Here is a 24,746-nt window from a genome sequence, read left to right as displayed (position 1 = left end):
GTCGCGGGAAGCGGTTCAATGCGGCGCCGAGCTTATTGCTCGAAATACCACTGGAACGGGTCGTAAGGCGCCGGGGTCGGGAACAGCCAGCCGTGCAACATATTATCGGCAACGTTACGCAGGTTGTTCTTGGCAATGTAGTAGCCGGGTCCGGGCATGCTGACGCCGATGACTGGGAACTGCTCCTTGGTGATGGCCAGTATTTGTTTCATCAACGCGGCACGGGCTTCCGGATCGCCCTCCTGGCGCAGCTGGGTATAGAGGTCCATCTGCTCCTTGGCCCAGTCGACGGGCTCCTCGGCGACTTCGGGTGTGGTGCCGTTGTACCAGGCCTGCCAGCGGAAGGCCCACACGCTCTCGCCATTGGCCGGGAAGTAGTAGCGCGGCTCCTGGATGACATCGAGGCCGCCGTCACCCTGCCAGACCTGGGCGTCGTACTCTCCGAGCGGACGTTTGTCGTAAAAGAGCGTGCGGTCGATGGTATTGATCTCGACGTTGATGCCGGCGGCGGCGAGCTGGAGCTGGATCAGCTCGAGCATGTCAACCCATTCGGCGCGGAACGCGGCGATGGTATCGATAGTGATCGTCAGAGGCGAGCCATCGGGCATGGTATAGAATTCACCGTTGCGCACGAGCCCGGCCTTTTCGAGGTACTCGGCAGCGAGTTCGGGATCGTACTCGGTATACTGCTTTGCCAGCTCCTCATCATAGAACGGGGATTCTGGGCGCGGCGCGACCTGGAAGGGTTCGCCCTGGCCGGTGAAGACCACGTCGATGATCTCCTGACGGTCGATGGCATGGCTGAGGCCGATGCGGAAATCCTTGTTCTGGAACAGTTCGCGCTTTGCCTCATCGACGTGGTTGAAGTTGAGCTGGATGAGGAGGGTGTTGGAGTTGGACAGCACGTTCGATCCCAACCGGTAGTCGCCCTGCTCCTGGCCGTCGAAGAAAAGCGGCCGGTTGATGGTGGTGGCGATGTGACGATCCTGGAAGTCGATCTCGCCATTGAGCGCCATGAGGGTGAGTTCCTCGAGGCTTTCGCTGACCCGCATCTCGAGGCGGTCGATGTAGGGATACTGATTACCCTCGGGGTCGACTTTGAAGTAATAGGGATTACGCTCGAAGACGACGCGCGTGGCATCGCCGGTCAACGGCTCGGTGAGCATCCAGGCGTTCATCATGGGCAGGTCGGGATTGGCCCAGCGCTCCTGCTCGATTGCCCAGGCACATTTGTTCTCCATGAGCAGAGCCCAGCCCTCAAAGCCCATCTCGGTCGCCAGAGCCTCGGCATCCGGATTGTATTTGGGGTAGAACTGCCCGCAGTAATTCTTGTTGAGCGAGACGATGGTGATGCCGTTGACGCTCGCCAACTCATCGAGAACAGTGCCGTTGGGCTGCTCGAATACGAGAGTGAAGGTATTCTCGTCCTCGATCTCGATCGAAACAGGATTCTGCGGGTTGTCGATGAAGCCGGCCGAGCCGGGGTAAGCCTCGTCCTGCATCAGTTCGATGGCAAAGGCGATGTCCTCGGTCGTGAAGGGCTCGCCATTGTTCCATTTGAGCCCTTCGCGCAACTCGAAGGTATAGCTGCGCGCGTCGTCGCTGACTTCCCAGCTTTCGGCAATGTTTGGAATGATCTGATCCCAGTTGCGGTCGTAGCGCACGAGGCCGTCGTAGGCGATCGTGCGCCCAATCCAGGCGTTGTCGCCGCCGCCGCGCAGACCAGAGCGCCAGGTGCCGCCGTATTGGCCGACGCTCTCGACCGGTTCCACCACGAGCGGGTTGGCCGGCAGGCGTTCCTCAACCGGGGGCAATTCGCCCGAGGCGACCAGGTCGTCGAGCATTGGGGCCTGCGAGTACTCCTGCGCCAGGGCGGACGTGCCCAGCCCCAGGATGGCGGCGAATGTCGCGGTGACCAGATGGCCGGCACGCGGGCCGGACCTCAGTCCTTGTTTCATCATGAATTCCTCTCCCTTGTGACCGTCGGGTTTCGGTCCGGCGCCGTTGCGGCACGCATTGCGCAAACTAGAGGAGCCTTTGCGTAAGCGCAAGCATTTGCACAAATTTTCATTATTTGCGCAAATTTGCTTCGCACTTGCAGGCGCTTACTCACCTCGGAGGAGGAAGGGATGAAAAAACAAGAACTTCAGCAGGCTCGCGCGCAGGCGGGTGGACTCAGCGGTTGAGCGGAAAGATCGTGCCGCCCTGCACGGGCGTCACGCCGATCTGCAACTGCTGGACGGCCGTGACACCGCTCATCTGCTGGACCAGTAGGCGGATAGCCCCTGCCCCGATCGCCTCGCGGTCGACCCGCATGGTCGCGAGGCGTGGAGTGGCTATTGCGGCCACCGGAAGGTCATCGAATCCGATGATGGAAAAGTCCGCCGGCAGGGGCGTGCCATCCTGGGCGCCTTCGAGAATCTCGACGGCGGCGATATCATTCCAGTTAAAGAGGGCAGTCGCGCCATAGCGGTTGGTGACGATGCTTTCGAAAAGCTCGGCCCGCGTCTGCTCGTCGGAGGTCACGACGATGCCTTCGGCCTCGGGCGTTTCTGCGATGGCGGCCTCGAAACCGCGCCGGCGCTGGACAATGGTGGGACGAAAGAGATGGGTATAGTGCAGGATACGCCGGTGCCCAGCATCGAGCAGGCGCTTGGTGGCAAGGTAAGCGCCATAGAAGTTGCTCGGGGCAACAGAACTGACCCGCATGCGTGGATCGACGCCATTGACCAAAACGATGGCAACGGCGTTTTCCGCGCACCAGTCGGCCACCTCGTCCACGGGATCTATACCGGCGAGGAGCACGCCGTTCGCTTCGGCCTGAGCCAGATGCCGCCGAACCGTCTCCAGGCTGACCGTCGCATCACCGACCAGCCGCAGGTCAAGTGCCAGCCCCATCTCCTCGGCTGTGCGGCGCATGGCTTCGATAATGCCGAAATAGAAGTTGGATATGCCGCCGGTGGCGCTGCCGAGCGGCACCAGCGCAACGGCTCGGCGACCGGCGGCAGCCACGCTCACGTGCTTGCTCTTGTAACCCAGCGCCTGGGCCATCTTGTGGACGTCGCGGCGCACGGTCTCGCTGATGCCGACCTCATTGGCCAGTGCTCGCGACACGGTCGACACCGACACGCCCAGGCGCGCCGCGATATCGGCTTGGTTTGGACGCCGGTTGACGATGGTCATGGACTCAAAAGCCGCCTTGCCTGAGGAGATCAACTCTCCTTACGCAAGTTTTGCGTTTTTTGAAAGTGGCGCGATCAATTCTCGCGGCGCGCCGTCCACCCACCCTCAGGCCGTCCAGCCTCCGTCGATGATGTGGACATGGCCGGTGGTATAGGTTGCGGTCGCCAGGTAAAGCGCGAGCTCAGCGACCTCGTCAGGCGTGCCGATACGCCCGATCGGCTGGCGCGCGATGAAGTCCCTGCGGGCCTTGTCGTAGTCGCCGGTCGCCTTCAGGCGCTCCTGCAGCGAGGGACTGTCGACGGTGCCGGGGCAGATGGCGTTGCAGCGGATGCCCTTGGTCACATAGTCGGCGGCGATCGACTTGGTCAGGCCGATAACGGCAGCCTTGGAGGCCGAATAGGCAAAGCGGTTAGGCACGCCTTTGACCGAGGAGGCAACCGAGGACATGTTGACGATGGCGCCATCGCCACGCTCCAGCATACCGGGCAGAACCGCCCTGATGGTGCGCACCTGCGCCTTGACGTTGAGGTTGAGGGCGAAATCGAGCTCTGCATCGGTGCAGTCGAGAATGGTGCCGTTGTGGACGACGCCGGCGCAGTTGAAGAGCACGTCAACGCGGCCGATCTCGGCGCAGGCCGCGCTGACCGCGGCATCGTCGAGCACGTCCAGAACCCGCGTCTCGACATTGGGCTCATCGTCAAGGTCCCTCAGCCTGTCGGCGTTGATGTCGGTGGCGATGACGCGACCGCCGGCCCTGGCGAAGGCGAGCGCCGAAGCTTGGCCGATGCCCTGGGCGGCGGCGGTGATGAGGCTGGTCTTGCCGGTCAGGCTCGGCATAGTCGTTCCTCCGTCGAATCCTCTGCCTGTTTTGCGCGGGCCGCCTCCTCCGGAGCCACCGGGAGCCGCGCCGGCCACGAGTGCGACCCGCCTACCCGGCTCGAAAAGCACCTATCAGGAGGTCAGGCAACCTATCCACGCCGCCCAGGGCCGTCAACGTCCGGCCGGCAGCTTGCGTCCCCCTTTCCGGCATGTTCTTGATAGCAAAACGATCGGCTCCAGGACATCCGGGAGGACACCTTGCGCATTCTCGATACGCACCTGCATCTCGTCTATCCCGAGCGCTTCAGCTATCCCTGGCTTTCCGGGGCGCCAGCGATCAACAGGGCCTGGCCGGTCGAGGCCTATTTCGCCGAGGCCGAGGCGCTCGGCATCGAATCGGCGCTTCATATGGAGGTGGACGTTGCCGAAGCGGACATGCTGGCCGAGACGCAGTTCATGGCGACGGTCCACCCCAAAGTCGTCGGCGCCATCGCTGCCTGCCGCCCCGAAAGCGCCGACTTCCCTGCCTTGCTCGAAACCCTTGCCGGCATGGACCACGTCAAGGGCCTGCGACGTATCCTCCATGAAGCGCCCGACACGCTGTCGCAGTCGGAGCTGTTTGCCGAGAACATAAAGCGCCTCGCCGTCCACCGGCTGTCGTTCGACCTGTGCCTCAGAGCCGACCAACTGCCGATCGGCATCGCGCTCGTCGACAAGGCCCCGGACGTGCAGTTCGTCCTCGACCATTGCGGAGTGCCCGATGTCGCCGGCAACGGGCTCGATCCCTGGCGCGCCTATATCGGTGAGATGGCGAGGCGCCCGAATGTGGCTGCCAAGGTCTCAGGCATCGTCGCCTATGCCCGGCCCGACTGGACAGTCGACGATCTCAGGCCCTTTGCCGAGCACGTCATCGAGAGCTTCGGCTGGGATCGGGTCGTCTGGGGCTCGGACCATCCCGTCTGCACGAAGACCGCCGACCTCACCCGCTGGGTCGAGGCCACGCGTGAGATCGTCGCCGGAGCGAGCGAGGACGAGCAGGCCAGGCTCCTCCACCGCAATGCCGAGCACTTCTACCGCGTGGGCGGACACTAACCCACTGCGCGGCAGCCTTCACGCCAATGCCATCAGGCTGGCGTTGCCGCCGGCCGCCGCCGTGTTGGTGCTGATCGAGATCTCGTCGACCAGGAGGTCGAGGCTATAATGTCCGTCGACCGGCCCTTGCACGGTCACGACCGGGCCCGGCCACTCCGCCACCCGCCGGCTCATCGCCGCCACTGCATGCGTGCCCTCGACCAGCGCCGCCTGCACTGAGCCGGGTTCCGCCGGGCCGACGCTCACGCGGCGACGCGCCCCCTCGGGCAAGTCCGCGAACAGGCGTTCGAGATGCGGCGGAGCCTCGACTAGGGCGTCATTACCGGTTGCAAGGATCGCAGCAAGCTGGGCCAGCAGACCCGCCTCGGTCTCGGCGCTGGCGAGGACAGTGCCACGCGGCCGCGTCAGGTAGCTGTTACGCTCGCCCACCGGTCCGGCAAGTTCGACATTGGCCTTAACGACCGGATGCGTCCCCATGAGGCGGGCAGCGTGGGCGATGTCATGCGTGCCATTCTCCGACAGCCAGCCCGCGAGGGCGGCTAGAGCCGGATCGGGAGCGGCATTGGCAGGGAGCCCGGGCACGACCGATCCCGCCTCCATCACCAGCCGCCGCAGGTAGAGCGGCCCTCCCGCCTTGGGGCCGGTTCCGGAAAGCCCATGGCCGCCGAACGGCTGCACGCCGACCACGGCGCCGATCTGATTGCGGTTGACGTAGATATTGCCGGCCTCGATGCGTGCGGTCACCTCGGCAATAGTGGTGTCGATGCGGGTATGGAGGCCGAAGGTCAGCCCGTAGCCCAGCGCATTGATCCTGTCGATGAGCCCAGCGAGCCCATCGCGGCGGAAGCGGACGACGTGCAGCACCGGCCCGAACACCTCGCGGCCGAGTTCGGCAACGTCGTCGATCTCGATGATCGTCGGCGCAATGAAGGTGCCGTGCGCGGCTTCGGCCGGCAGGTCAAAGCTGGTCACGCGGCGGCCCTTGCCGCGCATCGCCTCGATATGCTCCGCGATGGTTTTTTGCGCCTCGGCGGTGATCACCGGCCCGACATCGGTCGAAAGCCGCTCCGGATTGCCGACGGCCAGCTCGGCCAGGGCCCCTTTCAGCATCTCGAGCGTGCGCTCAGCCACCTCCTCCTGCAGGCAGAGGACGCGCAGCGCCGAGCAGCGCTGACCGGCACTGTCGAAGGCCGAGGTCAGGACGTCGATCACCACCTGCTCGGCAAGGGCCGAGGAATCGACGATGAGGGCATTCTGGCCGCCGGTCTCGGCAATGAGCGGAACCGGGCGCCCATCCGGCAGGATGCGCTCGGCCAGTTGCCGCTGGATCAGCCGGGCGACCTCGATCGAGCCTGTGAACATCACGCCGCGGGTGCGCGGTTCGGCAACGAGCGCCGCCCCGATCCGCCCATCGCCCGGAAGGACCTGCAGCACATCGCGCGGTATGCCGGCCTCGTGGAGGATGCGCACGGCCTCGGCGGCGATCAGCGGCGTCTCCTCGGCGGGCTTGGCTATAACTGGATTGCCGGCAACGAGCGCTGCCGCCACCTGCCCGGTAAAGATCGCCAGGGGGAAATTCCACGGGCTGATAGAGACGACGGGGCCGATGCCTCGCGCCGCCTCCAGGCCGCGCTCGGCCTCATCTGCATAATAACGCAGGAAATCGACCGCCTCGCGCACCTCGGAAACGGCATTGGCCGCGGCCTTGCCCGCCTCGCGGATGGCGAGCCCCATCAGCGTTTGCATCTGGGCTTCCATCAGTTCGGCAGCACGCCTGAGGCAGGCGGCTCGCTGGGCCGGTAGCGTTTCGTTCCAGCGCTCGGCGACCGAGGCGGCGATAGCGAGCGCCCGCTCCGCTGCTTCAAGGCTCGGAACTTCGACGGTTCCGACGAGATCGCGGTGATCGGCGGGGTTGAGCACGAGGTGTCTGGTGGTGAGGCCGATGTCCTGCGTCGGGCCTGCCGCCCAGCGGATGGCCGCACTCTCCGCCAACCCATGGGCCAGATCGCGCAATGCCGGCTCGCTGGCAAGATCGATCCCACGCGAATTGATGCGGCCGTTGGCAAGGATATGGCGCGGCAGCTGGATCGCCGGATGCGGCGAACCCTGCGGCACGATCGCCGCGGCCTCGACAGCCGGATCGGCCGCCAGCGCCTCGGCGGGCACGGCTTTATCGGCGATGCGATGGACGAAGGAGGAGTTGGCTCCGTTCTCGAGGAGCCGGCGCACGAGATAGGCGAGCAGGGTATCGTGGCTGCCGACCGGCGCGTAGATGCGGCAGGGCCGGTCGAGCTTGTCCTTGCCCACTACCTCCTCGTAGAGCGGCTCACCCATGCCGTGCAGGCACTGGAACTCGTAGTCCCCCGGCCGGAAGTCCGGGCCGGCCAAGGTGAAGATCGTCGCCATGGTCTGCGCGTTATGGGTGGCGAACTGCGGGTAGACAACGTCCTTGGCCGCCAGCAGCTTCCTGGCGCAGGCGATATAGGCGACATCGGTATGGACCTTGCGGGTATAGACCGGAAAGTCGTCGACCCCGTCGATCTGTGCGCGCTTGATCTCGGCGTCCCAATAGGCGCCCTTGACGAGGCGCACCATCAGCCGGTGCCCGGTGCGGCGGGCAAGGTCGATGAGGAAGTCTATGACCGCCGGACAGCGCTTGGCATAAGCCTGCACGACAAAGCCGATGCCGTTCCAGCCGGCAAGGCGGGGCTCGGCGCAGAGGGCCTCGAGAATGTCGAGGGAGCTGTCGAGGCGATCGGCCTCCTCTGCATCGATGTTGAGGCCGATGTCGTAGGACCGCGCGAGCACCGCCAGCTCGATGACGCGTGGCAGTAGTTCCCCAATCACCCGGTGATACTGGGCACGCGAGTAGCGCGGATGCAGGGCCGAGAGCTTGATCGAGATGCCCGAGCCGTCATAGATGCCCTTGCCGTTGGCGGCTTTGCCGATGGCATGGATGGCCTTGCGGTAGTCCTCCATATAGCGGGCCGCGTCCCTTGCGGTCACCGCCGCCTCACCCAGCATGTCGTAGGAATAGCGGAAACCTTCGGCCTCCATTTCCCGGCCGTTGCGCAGAGCCTCGGCGATAGTCTGACCGGCGACGAACTGCTCACCCATCATCTTCATGGCAAGGTTGACGCCGGAGCGGATCACCGGCTCGCCCGAGCGGGCAACGAGCCGGGTGAGCGCCTGGGAAAGCCCCTGCTCGTCGACCGGCGAAACCAGCCTGCCGGTCACCACCAATCCCCAGGTGGCGGCGTTGACGAAGAGCGAACGCCCGTGGCCGAGATGGCTCTGCCAGTTGCCGGGAGCGATCTTGTCGCGGATCAGCCGGTCGCGAGTGGCGTTGTCGGGGGTGCGCAGCAAGGCCTCGGCGAGGCACATCAGGGCGACGCCTTCCTGGCTCGAAAGCGCGTATTCGTGGATAAGGCCCTCGACGCCGCCGCGGCGCCCCTTAGCGCGCAGCGCCCTGACGGTCCTCATGGTCAGAGCGCGGATGGAAGCTGCGGTCTCCGACGGCACGGACGCGGCCGCGATCAGCGGCGGTATGCACTCGGTTTCGGGCGGGCGGTGAGCCGCGTCGATTGCTGCCCGCAGCGGCGAGGGCTTGCGGCGGGGGCCAAGGAAATCTGCAAAGGGTGCGGGCGGCGTCGGGTCTGCTAGGGTCATGGTTCGGGTTCCGGAAGTCTCGTTCCGAAAATAATCCCGTCTCTACCGTACATCCATTGCGATCATTGGTCCAATTCCGTATGAATCACGGCATCTGGGCAGATTGGTCACGCGAAATGACGGAAATTGACGTTATCGACCGGAAAATCCTGCGCGAATTGCAGACAGATGGGCGCATGTCCAATGTCGAGCTTGCCAATCGCGTCGGGTTGGCACCAACTTCCATGAGCGACCGGGTCAAGCGCCTGACGCGGTTAGGCTATATTTCCGGCTTCGGTGCCCGGCTCGATCCGCACAGGCTCGGGCTCGACCTCCTGGTCCTTATCGAGGTCTCCCTCGACAAGACGACGCCCGACATCTTCGACAAATTCGCCGCGGCTGTGCGGCGGGCGCCCGAGGTGCTCGAATGCCATATGGTGTCGGGCGGGTTCGACTATCTGGTCAAGGCACGCCTCAAGGACATGGCGACCTATCGTGCCTTCCTCGGCGACATCCTCCTGGCACTGCCCGGCGTGCGCGAGACGCGCTCCTATCCGGTCATCGAGGAGGTCAAGAGCGACGGACCGCTGCCGGTGTAGTGGCCAGACAGCCTCTCGCCGGGCCGTGGGCCGGGCGAGAGGCTCGCTTGAGTTCGTCAGAACTTGTAGCTCACCCCGCCGCGAATGACGCTGAAGCGGTGGCTGGCATCGATGTCGCCACCGGGGGCGGTCGCATAGGTCTGGGTGCCGAGGTCGACATAGAGATATTCAGCACGCAGCGTCAGATTCTCGGTGGCGGCCGCCTCGAGACCAATGCCGGCGGTCCAACCCCAATGGGTGCGCGACTGGGAGGTGGTGATGTCGGTCGGATCGGTGATGCTGACTGAGCCGCGCCCATAAGCGAGACCGCCGGTCACGTAGGGCATGACTTGGCCGAAGCTGGCGCCGGCGCGGCCACGTACGGTGCCGAAGAAGTCGACCCCGGCCTTAAGCTCACCAGGAGCTCCCAGATCCTGGTCGTAGGAAAGGCTCGACCATTGCAGATCGGTCTCGGCGCCGAGGACAAACCCGCCGAGATCGACATTGTAGCCGGCATGACCGCCCAGGGCCCAGCCGCTGCTGTTGTCTTCGCTGGTCGGCCCGCCGCCGGCAGGCTCGCGCGAGAACGTGCCCCAGCCGAAACCGGCATTGGCGCCGGCATAGAACCCGGACCAGTTGAAGGCGGAGCTCGGCGAATAGAGAGGGCTGGAGGATCCGCCGCCCCAACCCAGATCAGCCGCCGCGGCGGGACCGGCGAGGAGGAGCGTGCCGCCAAGAAGGAGAGAGATTGCGTACTTCATAGAGGTAACCTGCTCGCGAAAAAGCTGGTTCCTCAAATGTGAGATAATCCGTTAACACCCGGGTAAGAAAGACGGTTAACGCGCCCGGCTGTCGAAGATGTGAATGGGGCCTTTTCGCGCTACTTGTTGAGCCTGTTGTCGACGAGGTTGGTGACGACGGCGGGATCGGCGAGGGTGGAGGTATCGCCGAGATTGGAGAAGTCGTTCTCGGCCACCTTGCGCAGGATGCGGCGCATGATCTTGCCCGAGCGCGTCTTGGGCAGTCCTGGCGCCCACTGAATGAGGTCGGGGGTGGCGATCGGGCCGATCTCCTTCCTCACCCACGCCCGGAGCTCGTCCTTGAGGGCGTCGGTGTATTCCTCCCCGGCCATCAGCGTCACATAGCAGTAGATGCCCTGCCCCTTGATGCCGTGCGGATAGCCGACCACCGCCGCCTCGGCCACCTTGGGATGCGCCACCAGCGCGCTCTCCACCTCGGCCGTCCCCAGCCGGTGCCCGGAGACGTTGAGCACGTCGTCGACCCGCCCGGTGATCCAGTAATAGCCGTCCGCGTCCCGCCGGCAGCCGTCGCCGGTGAAGTAGTAGCCCTTGTAGGTGGCAAAATAGGTGTCGACGAACCGCTGGTGGTCGCCATAGACGGTGCGCATCTGCCCCGGCCAGCTGTCGGCGATGGCCAGAACCCCCTCGGCCTTGACCTGCTCCTGCAGCCGGCCCTCGGGCGAGAGCACCACCGGCTTGACCCCGAAGAACGGCTTGGTGGCCGAGCCCGGCTTGGTGGCGATGGCTCCAGGCAGCGGCGTGATCATGAACCCGCCGGTCTCGGTCTGCCACCAGGTGTCGACGATCTCGCAGCGCTCGCGCCCCACATGCCTGTGGTACCACAGCCAGGCTTCCGGGTTGATCGGCTCGCCCACCGAACCCAGCAGTCTGAGGCTGGAAAGGTCGTTCTTTTGCGTCCACTCCGCGCCCGCCCCCATCAGCGCCCGGATCGCCGTCGGCGCGGTATAGAAGATGTTGACCTTGTGTCGCTCAACCACCTGCCAGAAGCGCGACGGGTCCGGCCAGTTCGGCACCCCCTCGAACATCAGGCTCACCGCCCCGTTGGCCAGAGGTCCATAGACGATGTAGCTGTGCCCGGTCACCCAACCGACATCGGCGGTGCACCAGTAGACCTCGCCCTCCCGGTAGTCGAACACCAGCTCATGGGTGAGGCTCACCCACACCAGATAACCGCCGGTGGTGTGCAGCACGCCCTTGGGACTGCCGGTCGAACCCGAGGTATAGAGGATGAACAGCGGATCCTCGGCATTCATCGGCTCGGGCGGGCACTCGCCCGACACCCCGGCCGCCTCCTCGTCGAGCCACAGGTCCCGGCCCGCGACCATCGCCACCTCGCTGCCGGTGTTGCTGACCACCAGCACCGTCTCCACATCCGGGCAGCTTTCCAGCGCCTTGTCGACATTGGCCTTGAGGGCCACCGCCTTGCCGCCGCGCCGGCCTTCGTCGGCGGTGATCACCAGCTTCGAGCCGCAGTCGTTGATGCGCCCGGCCAGCGCTTCGGGCGAAAAGCCGGCGAACACCACCGAGTGCACCGCCCCGATGCGCGCGCAGGCCAGCATCGCATAGGCCGCCTGCGGGATCATCGGCAGGTAGATGGTCACCCGGTCGCCCTTCCTGACCCCCCTGGCCTTCAAGACATTGGCCAGCCGGCACACCTCGTCGTAGAGCTGGCGGTAGCTGATGTGGCGCGCCTCGGCCCTGGGATCGTCCGGTTCGAAGATCAGCGCCGTCTGGTCGCCGCGTGTGGCCAGATGCCGGTCGATGCAGTTGGCCGAGACATTGAGCTCACCGTCCTCGAACCAGCGGATCGACACATCCGGGTAGGCAAACGAGGTGTCCTTCACCGTGCTGAACGGCACCATCCAGTCCAGGCGGCCAGCCTGCTCGCGCCAGAACCCATCAGGGTCCGAGATCGAGCGGGCGTAGATTTCCTCATAGTCCTGGCTGGTCAGCCGGCTATGCCGCGCGTGCGGCGGGACCACGTGGGTGTTCAAATCTGCCTCCCTTGGCAGTTGCTGTTCGATAGATGTTGGTCCCCTCACCCTATCCCGGGGGAGAGGGTAGTCAGGGTGAGGGGACTTGCCGTCAGATCGCCAGGTACTCGTGCCGCAACTCGGTATTGTCGAGCACCTCCCGGGCAGAGCCGGTGAAGGCGACCTCGCCGGTATCGAGGATCACCGCTCGGTCGGAAAGCCGCAGCGCTGCCACTGCATTCTGCTCGACGATGACGGTGGTGATGCCGAGCGGCTTGATCTCGTGGAGGATGCGCTCGATCTCCTCGACGATCACTGGCGCCAGCCCCTCATAGGGCTCGTCGAGCAGGAGCAGCTTGATGTCGCGGGCAAGGGCGCGGGCGATGGCCAGCATCTGCTGCTCGCCGCCCGAGAGCGTCACGCCCTCCTGGCGCCGCCGCTCGGCGAGGCGCGGGAAATGCCCATAGATGCGCTCGAGGGTCCAGCCGCGGCCCGGCGCCACCTGGGCAAGCTCAAGGTTCTCCTCGACCGTGAGCCCGGCGATGATCCGCCGGTCCTCGGGCACGAGCTGAATGCCGGCGCGGGCAGCCTCGTGCGCCTTCATGTGGTGGACGGGCTTGCCCTCGATCCAGATTTCGCCGGCTCTCAGCACAGGATCACCGGCCCTTGCGATGGTGCGCAGCGTCGAGGTCTTGCCGGCACCGTTCCGTCCGAGAAGCGCCAGGATTTCGCCTTGGCGAATGTCGAACGACACGCCCTGCACGATATAGCTTTCGCCGTAATAGGCGTGGATGTCCCTGACTGAGAAAAACGGGGTAGATCGTTCGAGGGTGCCGGCGGTGGGCGCGCCGTCGGTGACGAATTGGTTGTCCATGGTGATTGCGCTCATCAATGCGCCCCTCCCAGATACGCCTCGCGCACGCGGGGATCGCCGCGCACCTCGTCGGGCATCCCTTCGGCAATGATGCGGCCGCCTGCCAGCACCGAGATGCGGTCGGCGAGCGAGAAGACGACGTGCATGTCGTGCTCGATGATGACCTTGGTCATGCCGCGGCTCTTGATCTTCTTTAAGAGTTCGATGGTGGTGTTGGTGTCGTGCCGGCTCATGCCGGCGGTCGGCTCGTCGAGCAGCAACAGGCGCGGCTTCTGGATGAGGCACATGGCCAGTTCCATGCGCCGCTTGTCGCCGCGCGAGAGGGCTCCGGCGTGGGCCAGGCGGCGCTCGTAGAGCCCGACATCGGCGAGGACGTCCTCGGCCTCCTGCCGGATGGCGGTCTCGCTGTCGAGCGTGCGCATCATGTTGAGCCGGAACGCCCCGTCGCGCCTGGAGAGCGCCGGGATCATGACGTTGTGGAGGACCGTCAGGTCCGGGAAGATCTCCGGCGTCTGGAACACCCGGGCGATGCCGATCTGGTTGATCTCGTAAGGCTTGCGGCCGGTCAGCACCGTGCCGTCGAAGACGACGGCACCCCGGCTCGGGGCAAGGCGTCCGACGATGACATTGAGCAGCGTCGACTTGCCGGCCCCGTTCGGCCCGATGATAGCATGGGTCTGGCCCTCCGCCACCTGCAGGTCGATATCGGAAAGTGCGTGGAGGCCGGCGAAGTTCTTATGGACGTCGCTTACGTGCAGGACGACATTGTCGGGCATGGGTGCCTCCCCTATTCGGCCGGTTGCGGGCGTGGGCTCGCACGGCCCGGTTCGGCGGGACGCCGTGCCCAGTGGACGAGCCGCCGCACCCCTTCCATGATACCACCGGGCAGGAACACGACGATCAGCACGAAGACGAGACCGAGGGTCAGGTGCCAGCCCTCGCCGACGAACTTGCTGGTGACGAGGACGACGGCATCCTCGAGGCCATCGGGGAGGAAATCGAAGGTGCGGTGCAGGATGCCCTCGTTGAAGGCCGAGAAGATGTTCTCGAAATATTTGATGATCCAGGCGCCGATGACCGGTCCGACCAGCGTTCCGACGCCCCCGAGTATGGTCATCAGCACCACCTCTCCCGAGGCGGCCCACTGCATGCGCTCGGCCCCGGCCAGTGGATCTGTGATGGCGAGGAGCGCACCGGCAAGCCCTGCATACATGCCTGAGATGACGAAGGCGGCGAGCGTATAGGGCCTTGTGTTGAAGCCCGTGTAGTGCATACGCGTCTGGTTCGACTTGATGGCCCTGAGCATCATGCCGAAGGGCGAGCCGGTGATGCGTTGAGCGATGAAGAAGGCGACGATCAGCAGCCCGGCGCAGAAATAGAACCCGGCATAGCCGAGGAGCGGTTGGCCCAGAAGCGCCGGCGACCTGCTCGAGATGCCCAGTGCCTGGTCGAGATGGCGCGGATCGGCAAGGGTGAGCTGCAGGCCCGTCTCGCCATTGGTGATGGGTGTCAGCACCGAGTAGGCGAGGTTGTAGCTCATCTGCGCGAAGGCGAGGGTGAGGATCGAAAAGTAGATGCCCGAGCGCTTGAGGCTCACATAGCCGATGAGCAGGGCGAAAAGCCCGGAGATGAGAACGGCGAACACCAGCGCCGGGATGGCGTCCATGGTCAACAGCTTGAACGACCAGACCGCCGCGTAGGAGCCGACGCCGAAGAAGGCGGCGTGGCCAAAGCTCAGGTAGCCCGTCAAGCCGAAGAGAATGTTGAAGCCGATGGCGAAGATGCCGTAGATGGCGAAGCGCTGCATCAGGTCCGGATAGGCAGCGCCGAACGGCTGCAGCCAGATCGGCATGGCGAGCACCGCGATGGTGAAGCCAAGCAAGAGCAGCAGGTCGTTTCGCGTGACAAGGATCGTGTTCATGCTCAGGCCTCCATCACGCCGCGCCGGCCCAGGAGCCCGCGCGGGCGCACCAGCAGGATGATGACCGCCACCAGGTAGATGATGATCTGGTCGATGCCAGGGACCAGTGCCTTGACCTGCGTCATCGAGGCGAAGGACTGAAGAATCCCGAGCAGGAACCCGGCGGCGACCGCTCCCGGGAGCGAACCCATGCCGCCGACGACGACCACCACGAAAGAGAGGACAAGGAAGTCCATGCCGAGGTGGTAGTTGGGCGGCAGCAGGGGCGTATACATGACCCCGGCCATGCCGGCGACGACGGCGGCAAGCCCGAACATGATGGTGAAGCGCCTGTCGATATTGATGCCGAGAAGTCCCACCGTCTCGCGATCAGCCATGCCGGCGCGCACCACCATGCCGAACGTGGTGAACCGAAGGAAGGCAAAGACCGCGCCGATGACGACGCCCGAGAAGAGGAAATAGACCAGCCGCCAGATGGGATAGGTGATGATCCCGGGGTTGAGGCCGAGCATGACCCCGATATCGGCGGCGCCGCGTAGGTCGGTCGGTACCGGTTGCGGGATCGGATTGGCCCCGAAACTGGCCTTGATGATCTCCTGCAGGACGATGGCGAGACCGAAGGTAACCAGGATCTGTTCGGCGTGGGGGCGCTTGTAGAAATATTTGATGAGCCCGCGCTCCATGGCGATGCCGATGACCAGCATCACAGGAATAGCGAGCAGCAGGGAAAAGGGCACCGAATAGTTGACGAGGACGGCTCCGAAGTCACCGAGCCAGGCCTGCACCAGCGGCTCACGCACCTCGACCGGAGTGCCCCAGGGTGAAAGCTGGGAGGGATCGACGGTAACGGTTTCGAGCGTAATGAGTTTCTGGAACGTGACTGCGCAGAACGCACCGAGCATGAAGAGCGCGCCATGGGCGAAATTGACGACGCCTAATGTGCCGAACACCAGCGTCAGCCCCAGGGCGATCAGCGCATAGGCGCCGCCCTTGTCGAGCCCGTTGATGAACTGGAGTAGGATGACCTCGAACATGACCTGCCTTCCCAAAAGCCGCAGGAGCAGGCAGCCCGTCCCGTGGACGGGCCGCCTGACGCATCAGCACATCGGCGCAGGTTCGGCCGGACCAAGCTCGCCGCCGAAGATCGTCGGATCGTAGGCAACCTCTTCGCGTGGCACCTCGCGCACGACCTCGAGGACGTCGTATTGGCTGGTCGGGTTTTCGTTGCCGCGTACGACCAGCACCGACTTAATGCACTGGTGATCATCGGCGCGGTAGAGCGTGCGCCCGTTGCCCATGCCGTCGAACTCGAAGCCTTCCAGCGCCTTGATGACCTCGGGGGGATAGAAGGTCCCGGCGCGCTCGACGGCGTCGGCATAGAGCAGAGTCTGTACATAAGCAGTGTGGGCAGCCTGGGACGGCGGAGAGCCATAGGCGGCGCCGAACGACTTGGTGAAGGCGATGGTGCCGGGATCCTGCAGGTTCCAGTGCCAGTTCGAGGTGCCGAAAATGCCCTTGATGTTCTCGCCGGCCCCCTTGGCCATCAGCTCGGAAAACAGCGGCACGACGATCTCGAACTGCTTTCCGTTGACCTGGCGGTCGCGCATGCCGAACTGCACCGCCTGGGTCAGCGAGTTGACCATGTCGTTGCCGTAGTGGTTGAGGATCAGGACGTCCGCGCCGGAATTGAGTACGGGTGTCAGATACTGCGAGAAGTCGGCGGCGCCGAGTGGCGTCCTCACCGCCTGTACCGTCTCCCAACCCAGCGCCTCGGTGGCGTTCTTGATCGATTCTTCCTGTGTCCAGCCCCAGGTATAGTCGGCGGTCAGGTGATAGGCGCGCCGGTCGGCACCGTATTCGTCGCCGAGCACGGGTCCGAGCGAAATGCCGGACTGGTAGGCGTTGAAGAAGTGGCGGAAACCATAGCGTTTCTTGTCCTTGCCGGTGGTGTCGTTGGAGTGGGTCAGGCCCGCCATGAAGATGACGCCCATTTCCTGGCAGAGGCCCTGCACGGCCACCGCCTCGGCCGAGGACGACCCGCCGGTGATCATGATGGCACCATCGCGCTCGATCATGCGGGTCGCGCCGGCGCGGGCAACGTCGGCTTTTGTCTGGCTGTCGGAGGTGACGAAAGCCATCTTCTTGCCGAGAACGCCGTTGCCCTTGAGCGCCGACGGGGCGAACACGTTGAGGAGCCCGCCGTCGCCCTCGCCGTTGAGGTGCTGGACGGCCAGCTCATAAGCCTTCTGCTCATCGGCGCCCTCCTCCGCATAGGCGCCGCTCAGCGGAAGGTTAAGGCCAATGGTGACCGTATCGCCTGTGGGATTGTTGCAGAACTCCTGCGCCCACGCGCCGCGGGTGAGAATCAGTGGGGAGACGCCCGTTGCCAGGATACCGGCAAGGCCCGTCTTGATGAGCGTGCGACGGCTCATCCCCTTTTTGGAATGGTTCATGGAAATCCTCCTCCGAAGGTGCGGGGCCCCGGTGCATAGCCGGATCACTCACCGCTTCGTCAACTATCGACCGCCCAGAAAAGAGGCGCAATAATCAATTGTAATCAAAGAGAAATCTTGTAAATAATTGAACTCATGTAGCGACAGTCCTGTAAATTCGTTGACAAGGGAGGGGAGAATGCGTGCGCCGATCGGCATCCGCATCAGTTCGCGCCGCAAAACACTGAGGATTTCGCAGGCCGAGCTCGCGCGGCGCGCCGGCATTTCGGCGAGCTATCTCAACCTCATCGAGGCCAACAAGCGCGAGGTCGGCGGCACGCTGCTGCGGCGCATCGCCGGCGAGCTCGATATCGACGTCGGGGAGTTGACCGGTGAGAGCGAGCACCGACTGATCCACGAGATCGAAGAAGCTTTTGCCGATCCAGTTCTCGCTGATGCGGGTCTGGGCGCCGCGGAGGCACGCGATCTGGTGGCGCAGAACCCGGCGGTGGCGCAGGCGATCGTGCGGCTCTATCGCGCGTACTGGGCGGCGACCGCCAGCAGCGAGGCCTATGCCAACAGGCTGCGTGCCGATCCATTGCTGTCGGAGCTTCTCCACCAGGTGCTCTCAGGCATTACTGCCGTGCGCTCAAGCGCGGAAATCCTCGAAGAGGTCGCCGACCTCGAGGAGGCCGAGCGCGGGCGTTTCGTTTCGGCCATCGGCCGGGAGACCCGGGGGCTGACGGCAGTGGCGCGCAACCTCATCGGCCAGTTCGACCAGGCCAGCGAGGGCGGGCGCTCGGCGCTGCCGCGCCGCGAGCTCGACGACCTGATCTTTGCAAGCGACAACTATTTTCCGCGCCTCGAGGCAGCGGCCGAGACGATGCGGGCCGAACTCGATGCGCTCGGTCCGTTCGGCGAGACGACGCTGATCGAGGCACTCGACAAGCAGTTCGGGGTCGGCGTGCGGCAGGGCCGTGCCGGCGATCGCGATGCGCTCGGCTGGCCAGGCCAGCACGGCTACGACCCCGCCACGCGCACGGTCTGGTTCCGCAATACCACGACGCTCGCCACCCGCCAGTTCCAGCTCACTCGTCTCTATTGCCAGATGGCGGACCCTGCAGCCATCGATGCCGAGATCGCCTCGCCGATCCTGACCAGCGCGGCGGCGCGCACCCTCGCCCATCGGGCGCTCTCGTCCTATCTCGCCGGGGCCGTGGTCTTTCCCTATTCGGCGTTCCTTTCCGAGGCTGAAGCCCTGCGCTACGACATCGATGCGCTGCGTGAGACCTACCGGGCAAGCGTCGAGCAGGTCGCGCACCGCCTGGTGACCCTGCGCAAACCCGGCGAGAGCGGCGTGCCCTTCGGGTTCCTGCGCTCGGACCCGGCGGGGCGGCTGACCAAGCACTTCCCGCTGCCGGGCCTCTTGCTGCCGAGCAGCGGCCATGCCTGCCCGCTCTGGGCGATTTACGCGGCCTTCCGAGCGCCCGACACTTTCGTGCGGCAGGTGGTGCAGTTCTCGGGCGGCGCGCGCTATCTCTTCATCGCGCGTACGGTCAGCCGGCGCATCGCAGGCTTTACCGACCAGACGCTGCCCATCTCGGTGATGCTCGCCTGCGACGTGCTGCATGCCGACCGCACGGTCTATGGGGCCGGGCTCGACCTGGCCGACCACCGGGCGGACGTGCCGGTCGGACCAGCCTGCCGCCTTTGTACGCGCGCGGAGTGCTCAAGCCGCCAGGAGGAGCCGTTGGCCCCGGGTGGAGAAGGGATTTTCGCATGAGGCTTGGCGTCGGGCGTTGATTGCGCTTTTATGAAAGATGTTCCCATAGGAGGAGATCGGGAATACTTGCTGTTTCGCATTTTCAAATCGGAAGAGTGGCACCCACTCTATGACTGAAAATGCCCAGGGGGGAAAACAGTGGCCATAGACGTTCTCATCGCTGAGGACGAGCCGAGCATCCTTGAGGCGCTCGACTTCATCCTGCGGCGGGCGGGCTGGTCCATCGGATCGGTGACCGACGGCGAGGCCGTCGTCGACGCTGTGCGACGGCTGCAGCCGCGCATGCTGCTGCTCGACGTGATGCTGCCCAAGCGCAGCGGGTTCGAGATCTTGAAGCAGATCCGGGCGAGCGAGAGTCTGAGGGACCTGCCGGTCCTGGTGCTGACGGCCAAAGGCCAGGCCCAAGACCGGCGTATCGCCGAGGAGCTCAGGGCCGACGCGTTCGTCACCAAGCCTTATGCCAATGCCGAGGTGGTCAGCGCCGTAAGGCGGCTGCTCGGCGAGCAGGTGGCGGAGCGAGGGTAACCAGGTGGACCGCGGCAAGCTCGTCAGCGCTGCGTTGGTCTTCTCGATCGCCTCGCTGATGGCGATCATGCCGCCGTTGACGGGCCTCTTCCAGTGGCATGCGCGGTTCTTCGGGCTGCCGATCGAGGTCATCTACCTCTTCTGTGCCTGGGCGGGGATGGTCGTCGGAGCGTTCCTGCTTGCCCGGGCGATGCCCCGCGACCCGCCATCCCCGGATGCGCCGGGAGGGACGGGCTGATGCTCTCGGCCGATCTCGTCATTGCCACGGCCATCGCCTATGTGGGGCTCCTCTTCCTCATCGCCTATGTGGGCGACCGGCGTACGCGCAATCGCCCCGGCGGGCTGCTGCGCTCGCCGCTCGTCTATACGCTGTCGATTTCGGTCTACTGCACCAGCTGGACCTTCTACGGTGCCGTCGGTTCGGCGGCCCGCAACGGGCTCGAATATCTCGCCATCTATCTGGGCCCGACACTGGTGTTCATCGGCTGGTGGTTCATCCTCAGGCGGCTCGTCAGGATCAGCCACGAGCAGCGCATCACCTCGGTCGCCGACCTTCTCTCCTCGCGCTTCGGCAAGTCGAGCCGGCTGGCGGTGCTGGTGACCGTCATCGCCGTCATCGCCATCGCGCCCTATATCGCCCTGCAACTGAAGGCGGTGACCTCGTCGATCCAGGCGATCGCCGGCACCTCGGAGATGGCGCGCGGGCGCCTGACCGGCATCGACGAGGTCGGCCTCGCTTTCGGCATCGCCGCCGGGATGGCGCTGTTCACCATTCTCTTCGGCACCCGCAACGTCGATGCCAAGGAGCAGCATCACGGGGTCGTTGCCGCCATCGCCTTCGAGGCGGTAGTCAAATTGACCGCCCTCATCGCCGTCGGGGTTTTTGTCATCTATGCCGGAGGCGGGTTCGAGGGCATCTTTTCGACCGCGGAGGCAGCCGGCGTCGAGATCTATTCGAGCGATACCTTCGGCACACGCTGGGTGGCCATGAACCTTCTCTCTTTTGCCGCGATCATCTGCCTGCCGCGCCAATTCCAGATCACGGTCGTCGAGAACTCCGACGAAAACCATTTGCGCACGGCCTCCTGGGCATTTCCGCTCTATATGCTGGCCATGAGCCTCTTCATTCTGCCCATCGCGCTTTATGGGCTGACGAGCATGCCGGAAGGGGCCAATCCCGACATGTTCGTCCTCACCCTGCCGCTCTTTGCCGGCCACGAGAGCCTGGCACTCTTTGCCTTCATCGGCGGGTTCTCGTCGGCGACCTCGATGATCATCGTCGAATCCATCGCGCTCTCGATCATGGTTTCCAACCACATCGTCATGCCCGTAGTGCTGCGGCTGGCGTCCGATGCGCGCGCCAGCGACGGGCGCGGGGTCAGCCGGCTGCTGCTCAACTCGCGGCGCTTCTCCATCGTCCTCATCCTGGCACTCGGCTTTGCCTATTTCTATCTCACGCGCGATTCCGATGCGCTGGCGCCTATCGGGCTCATCTCGTTTGCGGGCGTTGCCCAGTTCCTGCCCGCCATCCTTGCCGCGCTCTTCTGGCGCGAGGCTTCGATCAAGGCGGCGACGGCCGCGGTGGCGGTCGGCTTCGTCGTCTGGGCCTGGTCGAGCTTCCTGCCCTCGTTCGAGTCCACCTCGACGACGGTCGCCGCCATCATGGCCAAGGGTCCGTGGGGTATCACATGGCTGCGGCCGGAAGCGCTGTTCGGGCTCGAGGGACTAGACCCGCTGGTGCATGCGGTGTTCTGGAGCCTCTTTCTCAATACGGCCACCCTTGCCGTGGTCTCGCTCCTCACCAGCCGCTCGGCGCTCGAACGGCTGCAGACCAATCTCTTCGTCAATGTCTTCGGGCGGACCAGCGGTTCGGGGCAGACGTTCATGCGCGGCTCGGCGGCGGTCAATGACCTGTTCTTCGTTGCCCAGCGCGTGCTGGGCGACGAGCGGGCGGTGGCGCTGTTCGGCAACGAGGCGAGCGAGAGCGGTCAGGTGTGGACCGACCTCGAGCCAACCCCGGCCTTTATCGGGCGCCTCGAGCGCGAGCTCGCCGGCTCGATCGGTGCGGCCTCGGCCCATGTCATGCTCTCCAAGGTCGTCTCGGGCGATGCCATTTCGCTCGAGGAGGTCATGCAGATGGCCGACGAGACGCAGCAGGCCATCGAGTATTCGCAGCAGCTCGAGAAGACCTCGGCGGAGCTGCGCTCGACCGCCGACCAGCTCGAGATCGCCAACCGGCAACTGCGCGACCTCGACCAGGCCAAGGACGAATTCCTGAGCCAGGTCAGCCATGAAGTGCGCACCCCGATGACCGCGATCCGCGCGTTCTCGGAGATCCTGCTCGAGGCGGAAGATCTCAAGGGTGCCGAGCGCGAGAAGTTCATCTCGACCATCCACAAGGAGAGCCTGCGCCTGACGACGCTCCTCGACGAGATCCTCGATCTTTCCGCGCTCGAGCGCGGCGAACGGGGCTGGGAGAACCAGCCGGTCGATGCCGAAAGCGTCCTCGAGCAGGCGGTGCATGTGTGCCACGCGCTCGCCCGGCAGCGGGCGATGACGATCCGGTTGGCCAGGCGCGCCAAAGCGGCGACGGTTTCGGCCGACCCCGACCGACTGGGGCAGGTGCTGATCAACCTCATCAGCAATGCCATCAAGTACAACAGCACCGAGCATCCGCAGGTCACCGTCTCCTCGCGCATCGTGGACGGAGCCTATTGCGTCGAGGTCGCCGACAACGGGCCGGGCATCGCCAAGGCCGAGCGCGGCAAGATCTTCGAGAAGTTCTATCGCGGCCGGCGCGCGGGGGCAGCGCTGACCGGCGCCGGCCTCGGGCTCGCCATCAGTCGCCAGATCGTTGCACGCATGAACGGAAAGCTGGAGCTGATCGAGGGCACCAGGCGCGGCGCGTGTTTCAGGGTGACGCTACCGCTGCTCAAGGCCGAGGCCATGGCGGGAGAATGAAGTGGCCCGCCGCGCAGGCGGCGGGCCACAGGCTTTTCCCGTTCTGACAGGGGTCAGAACGGGAGCTGCAGGTTTTTGATTTGTCGCGTTTTCGTACCGCAAAAGTGGTATCCACTTTTTTGCTGAAAACGCTCCCTAGTCTAGATGCTGGCCTGGCGATGCAGTCCGGCATAGAAGCCGCCGGCCGCCATCAGGGCATCGTGGTTGCCTTCTTCGGCGATGCCGTCCTCGGTCAGCACGAGGATGCGGTCGGCGTTGCGCACGGTCGACAGCCGGTGGGCGATGACGATGGTGGTGCGCCCCCTGGCCAGCTCGAGCAGCGCCTGCTGCACCGCCCTTTCGCTCTCGTTGTCGAGCGCGCTCGTTGCCTCGTCGAAGATCAGGATCGACGGGTTCTTGAGGAATGCCCGGGCGATGGTCAGGCGCTGCTTCTGTCCGCCCGAGAGCTTGACGCCGCGCTGGCCGATGTCGGTGTCGTAGCCGTTGGAGAGCGCCGAGATGAACTCGTGCGCATTGGCAGACTTGGCCGCCGCCATGATCTCCTCGTCCGATGCATCGGGTCGCCCGTAGCGCAGATTTTCGGCGACCGTGCCGCTGAAGAGATAGACGTCCTGCTGCACCACCCCGACCGAACGCCGGAGCGAGGCAAGGGTGACGTCGCGTACGTCGAGCCCATCGATCGACACCTGCCCTTGTGTCACATCGTAGAACCGCGGGATAAGGGCGCAGAGCGTGCTCTTGCCGACGCCCGACGGGCCGACGAGCGCCACGAACTCGCCCGGCGCGATGTCGAGCGAGATGCGGCTGAGGACGTGCGGTCCCTCCTCTTCGTAGCGGAAGCTGACGTCACGGAAGCCGATGGCCCCCGTCGCCCGGCGCAGCTCGACAGCACCGGGGCGATCCTCGATGTCGGGAGCGACCTCGAGCAACTCCATGGCCCTGACGAACCCGGTGTAGCCCTCCTGCCAGAGTCGCACGAAGTTGGCGAGGCGCTGGATCGGATCGACCAGCACTGCGACGCACAGGAGGAACGTCAGCATGTCGGCAACGGAGAGACCCGCGGTGAGGATGCGGACCGCGCCGACGACGATAACTATGACCATGACGAGCTGGGCGAACGTCTCTGAGCCAACGGAGAACCAGGCTTCGCTGCGATAGCCGTCCTTGCGGCTTTCAAGGAACCGTTGGTTCTCTTCCTCGAAGCGCCTCGCCTCCAGCGCCTCATTGGCGAAGGACTGGACGACCCTGATGCCGGAGAGCGCATCCTCGACCCGCTCATTGATGCCGGCAATCCGCTCCTTGCTGCGCTGGAGGGCAACGTTCATCGCGCGGTTGAAGTGCAAGGCATAGAGCACCGCAAAGGGGGTCAGCACCGCAATCACTGCGGTCAGCACCGGATCGATGAACGCCAGGACCAGCATGGCTCCGGCGAACTTCAAGGCCGCGATCGAGAGGTCTTCCGGACCGTGGTGGAAGAGCTCGCCCAGCCACAGGGAATCGTTGGTGATCCGGCTCATCAGCTGCCCGACCCGCTGCCGGTCGTAAAAGCTGAACGAGAGCTTCTGGCAGTGCTCGAACAGCTCCTTGCGGACCGCTCCTTCGATACGGGCACCCATGACATGGCCCTGGTAGTCGACGAAGAAGATAGCGAGCACCTGCACCGCCAATATGGCGAGCATGATGCCGCCCATGGCGTAGATCTGCCCGATGGCGTCGGGCGCGTCCGGCAGGCTCAGCAAACGCTTGGTGACGTAGTTGGCGCAGACCGGCAGGGCGACCGCTGTTGCCGCGATCAGCAAGGCGCAGGCAAGGTCCGCCAGCAGCAAAGGCAGGTGCGGGCGGTAGTATGAGAGGAATTTGCGCGCACGCGCAAAGCCGCGGCCACCATCAGCCGACGTCCTGCCGGACGGTCGGATGCGGCGTTTGCGGAATTTGGCTAGGAAATGGCTAAGGCGCGCGTCGGCATGCGTCCTCGCCGATGGGAACTGAGAGTGCATAAAGCTTCATGTCCTGTTGGTACATTTCTCCTTTCTTTCCGGACACGGTTGCTTTCATCTCACTCTCCCATGGAGGACGGGTTGGGATGCGATAATATGCCGAACAGCCTTGCCCGGGCAACCTCCCGGCCAAGTGCTT

18 protein-coding genes are annotated in these 24,746 nt (G+C 64.8%); 6 read left to right on the top strand and 12 right to left on the bottom strand.

The window, feature by feature from the left end:
* Window positions 1–32 precede the first annotated feature (32 nt).
* The 3 genes from QQK18_RS10510 to QQK18_RS10500 all read right to left on the bottom strand — a co-directional run bounded on the left by QQK18_RS10510 (window position 33) and on the right by QQK18_RS10500 (window position 4,020).
* The gene (locus QQK18_RS10510; RefSeq protein WP_284340287.1) at window positions 33–1,958 is read right to left on the bottom strand and encodes an ABC transporter substrate-binding protein; all 1,926 of its coding nucleotides are present in this window, start codon (window positions 1,956–1,958) and stop codon (window positions 33–35) included.
* A gap of 217 nt (window positions 1,959–2,175) precedes the next feature.
* Window positions 2,176–3,183, bottom strand: coding sequence for a LacI family DNA-binding transcriptional regulator (locus tag QQK18_RS10505; RefSeq protein WP_284340286.1), 1,008 nt, complete (start codon window positions 3,181–3,183; stop codon window positions 2,176–2,178).
* Between the two features lie 105 nt (window positions 3,184–3,288).
* On the bottom strand, window positions 3,289–4,020 hold the full coding sequence (locus QQK18_RS10500) for an SDR family oxidoreductase (RefSeq protein WP_284340285.1): 732 nt from the start codon (window positions 4,018–4,020) through the stop codon (window positions 3,289–3,291).
* A 240-nt stretch (window positions 4,021–4,260) separates the two neighbouring features.
* Here QQK18_RS10500 and QQK18_RS10495 point away from each other — a divergent pair, with 240 nt between their 5' ends.
* Window positions 4,261–5,094: an amidohydrolase family protein gene (locus tag QQK18_RS10495; protein ID WP_284340284.1), complete on the top strand. Its 834-nt coding sequence runs from the start codon at window positions 4,261–4,263 to the stop codon at window positions 5,092–5,094.
* An 18-nt stretch (window positions 5,095–5,112) separates the two neighbouring features.
* Here QQK18_RS10495 and putA read toward each other — a convergent pair whose 3' ends face one another.
* Window positions 5,113–8,763 carry a trifunctional transcriptional regulator/proline dehydrogenase/L-glutamate gamma-semialdehyde dehydrogenase gene (gene putA, locus QQK18_RS10490; RefSeq protein ID WP_284340283.1) on the bottom strand — a complete coding sequence of 1,217 codons (3,651 nt, stop codon included), beginning with the start codon at window positions 8,761–8,763 and terminating at the stop codon, window positions 5,113–5,115.
* 116 nt (window positions 8,764–8,879) lie between these two features.
* Here putA and QQK18_RS10485 point away from each other — a divergent pair, with 116 nt between their 5' ends.
* A complete protein-coding gene (locus tag QQK18_RS10485; RefSeq protein ID WP_284340282.1) occupies window positions 8,880–9,341 on the top strand; it encodes an Lrp/AsnC ligand binding domain-containing protein in 462 nt (153 codons plus the stop codon).
* Between the two features lie 56 nt (window positions 9,342–9,397).
* Here the strand turns inward: QQK18_RS10485 and QQK18_RS10480 are convergent, their stop codons facing one another.
* The 7 genes from QQK18_RS10480 to QQK18_RS10450 all read right to left on the bottom strand — a co-directional run bounded on the left by QQK18_RS10480 (window position 9,398) and on the right by QQK18_RS10450 (window position 17,362).
* Window positions 9,398–10,081, bottom strand: coding sequence for an outer membrane protein (locus QQK18_RS10480; RefSeq protein ID WP_284340281.1), 684 nt, complete (start codon window positions 10,079–10,081; stop codon window positions 9,398–9,400).
* A gap of 119 nt (window positions 10,082–10,200) precedes the next feature.
* Entirely contained in the window at window positions 10,201–12,135 is a 1,935-nt protein-coding gene (acs, locus tag QQK18_RS10475) for an acetate--CoA ligase (RefSeq protein ID WP_284340280.1), read from the bottom strand.
* 91 nt (window positions 12,136–12,226) lie between these two features.
* Window positions 12,227–12,988, bottom strand: coding sequence for an ABC transporter ATP-binding protein (locus QQK18_RS10470; RefSeq protein ID WP_379993752.1), 762 nt, complete (start codon window positions 12,986–12,988; stop codon window positions 12,227–12,229).
* A 14-nt stretch (window positions 12,989–13,002) separates the two neighbouring features.
* Window positions 13,003–13,764: an ABC transporter ATP-binding protein gene (locus QQK18_RS10465; protein WP_284340278.1), complete on the bottom strand. Its 762-nt coding sequence runs from the start codon at window positions 13,762–13,764 to the stop codon at window positions 13,003–13,005.
* 11 nt (window positions 13,765–13,775) lie between these two features.
* Complete coding sequence (locus QQK18_RS10460; RefSeq protein WP_284340277.1) at window positions 13,776–14,909, bottom strand: branched-chain amino acid ABC transporter permease; 1,134 nt, start codon at window positions 14,907–14,909, stop codon at window positions 13,776–13,778.
* A 2-nt stretch (window positions 14,910–14,911) separates the two neighbouring features.
* Window positions 14,912–15,943 carry a branched-chain amino acid ABC transporter permease gene (locus tag QQK18_RS10455; protein WP_284340276.1) on the bottom strand — a complete coding sequence of 344 codons (1,032 nt, stop codon included), beginning with the start codon at window positions 15,941–15,943 and terminating at the stop codon, window positions 14,912–14,914.
* 63 nt (window positions 15,944–16,006) lie between these two features.
* The gene (locus QQK18_RS10450) at window positions 16,007–17,362 is read right to left on the bottom strand and encodes a substrate-binding protein (protein WP_284340275.1); all 1,356 of its coding nucleotides are present in this window, start codon (window positions 17,360–17,362) and stop codon (window positions 16,007–16,009) included.
* Between the two features lie 178 nt (window positions 17,363–17,540).
* Between QQK18_RS10450 and QQK18_RS10445 the strand changes: the two genes are divergently transcribed.
* The 4 genes from QQK18_RS10445 to QQK18_RS10430 all read left to right on the top strand — a co-directional run bounded on the left by QQK18_RS10445 (window position 17,541) and on the right by QQK18_RS10430 (window position 22,610).
* A complete protein-coding gene (locus QQK18_RS10445) occupies window positions 17,541–19,124 on the top strand; it encodes a helix-turn-helix domain-containing protein (RefSeq protein WP_284340274.1) in 1,584 nt (527 codons plus the stop codon).
* Between the two features lie 138 nt (window positions 19,125–19,262).
* Window positions 19,263–19,649: a response regulator transcription factor gene (locus QQK18_RS10440; RefSeq protein ID WP_284340273.1), complete on the top strand. Its 387-nt coding sequence runs from the start codon at window positions 19,263–19,265 to the stop codon at window positions 19,647–19,649.
* A gap of 4 nt (window positions 19,650–19,653) precedes the next feature.
* On the top strand, window positions 19,654–19,887 hold the full coding sequence (locus QQK18_RS10435; RefSeq protein ID WP_284340272.1) for a hypothetical protein: 234 nt from the start codon (window positions 19,654–19,656) through the stop codon (window positions 19,885–19,887).
* Window positions 19,887–22,610, top strand: a complete 2,724-nt coding sequence (locus QQK18_RS10430) for a sensor histidine kinase (RefSeq protein ID WP_284340271.1) — start codon at window positions 19,887–19,889, stop codon at window positions 22,608–22,610. Before QQK18_RS10435 ends, QQK18_RS10430 begins: the two co-directional genes overlap by 1 nt.
* Window positions 22,611–22,750: 140 nt before the next feature.
* Here QQK18_RS10430 and QQK18_RS10425 read toward each other — a convergent pair whose 3' ends face one another.
* Window positions 22,751–24,607, bottom strand: coding sequence for an ABC transporter ATP-binding protein (locus tag QQK18_RS10425; RefSeq protein ID WP_284340270.1), 1,857 nt, complete (start codon window positions 24,605–24,607; stop codon window positions 22,751–22,753).
* Window positions 24,608–24,746 lie beyond the last annotated feature (139 nt).

Source organism: Devosia nitrariae (genome assembly GCF_030160115.1).
GTDB lineage: Bacteria > Pseudomonadota > Alphaproteobacteria > Rhizobiales > Devosiaceae > Devosia > Devosia nitrariae.
This window is presented reverse-complemented; position numbering and strand designations above follow the sequence as displayed.

Bases quoted from the DNA above. Each gene is read 5' to 3' on its own strand.
- QQK18_RS10485 (WP_284340282.1), top strand. From the start codon at position 8,880: ATGACGGAAATTGACGTTATCGACCGGAAAATCCTGCGCGAATTGCAG.
- QQK18_RS10460 (WP_284340277.1), bottom strand. From the start codon at position 14,909: ATGAACACGATCCTTGTCACGCGAAACGACCTGCTGCTCTTGCTTGGC.
- QQK18_RS10470 (WP_379993752.1), bottom strand. From the start codon at position 12,988: ATGGACAACCAATTCGTCACCGACGGCGCGCCCACCGCCGGCACCCTC.
- QQK18_RS10430 (WP_284340271.1), top strand. From the start codon at position 19,887: ATGCTCTCGGCCGATCTCGTCATTGCCACGGCCATCGCCTATGTGGGG.
- QQK18_RS10455 (WP_284340276.1), bottom strand. From the start codon at position 15,943: ATGTTCGAGGTCATCCTACTCCAGTTCATCAACGGGCTCGACAAGGGC.
- QQK18_RS10480 (WP_284340281.1), bottom strand. From the start codon at position 10,081: ATGAAGTACGCAATCTCTCTCCTTCTTGGCGGCACGCTCCTCCTCGCC.
- QQK18_RS10425 (WP_284340270.1), bottom strand. From the start codon at position 24,607: ATGCACTCTCAGTTCCCATCGGCGAGGACGCATGCCGACGCGCGCCTT.
- QQK18_RS10510 (WP_284340287.1), bottom strand. From the start codon at position 1,958: ATGAAACAAGGACTGAGGTCCGGCCCGCGTGCCGGCCATCTGGTCACC.
- QQK18_RS10465 (WP_284340278.1), bottom strand. From the start codon at position 13,764: ATGCCCGACAATGTCGTCCTGCACGTAAGCGACGTCCATAAGAACTTC.
- QQK18_RS10500 (WP_284340285.1), bottom strand. From the start codon at position 4,020: ATGCCGAGCCTGACCGGCAAGACCAGCCTCATCACCGCCGCCGCCCAG.
- QQK18_RS10445 (WP_284340274.1), top strand. From the start codon at position 17,541: ATGCGTGCGCCGATCGGCATCCGCATCAGTTCGCGCCGCAAAACACTG.
- QQK18_RS10450 (WP_284340275.1), bottom strand. From the start codon at position 17,362: ATGAACCATTCCAAAAAGGGGATGAGCCGTCGCACGCTCATCAAGACG.
- putA (WP_284340283.1), bottom strand. From the start codon at position 8,763: ATGACCCTAGCAGACCCGACGCCGCCCGCACCCTTTGCAGATTTCCTT.
- QQK18_RS10505 (WP_284340286.1), bottom strand. From the start codon at position 3,183: ATGACCATCGTCAACCGGCGTCCAAACCAAGCCGATATCGCGGCGCGC.